This window comes from Salinimicrobium oceani, from assembly GCF_012037645.1.
In genome coordinates this window covers 1-319 of sequence record NZ_JAAVJR010001374.1, presented here as the reverse complement: position 1 = coordinate 319, position 319 = coordinate 1, and the positions used below count along the sequence as shown (strand labels likewise).

The following is a 319-nucleotide window of genomic DNA, read 5'->3' as shown; positions in this document are numbered from 1 at the left end:
GAAGAATATTCGTAATCCCGGAAATCACCTACCATAGAATGATGTTCAGGATTAAGATGAACGTAGAGGATTAAGTTGATGAGGTAGCTTTCATCTGATATTAGAATTCTCTTAAAACATTCTTGAAATAGACTTCCAGTTCGAGTATAGGCTTTGTTTATTGCTTTGGAATAGGCATTGAAAAAGTTTGAAAAAGCCTTTGAAATTCTTTTTTCCTCTTGATTTTCTTTCGTTCTGATTACAAGATGGAAATGGTTTTTCAACATGCAATAGGCAATGATGTCGCAGGTAAAAATAAGATGTCTTTCGATCAGGTTAA

General features: G+C 33.5%; 1 protein-coding gene. It reads right to left on the bottom strand.

Features of this window, described 5'->3' with window-relative positions; all coding sequences use genetic code 11:
- Positions 1-266: transposase (locus HC175_RS22265; RefSeq protein ID WP_369074371.1), on the bottom strand; the 266-nt coding region annotated here is incomplete at its 3' end.
- Between the last annotated feature and the right edge of the window lie 53 nt (positions 267-319).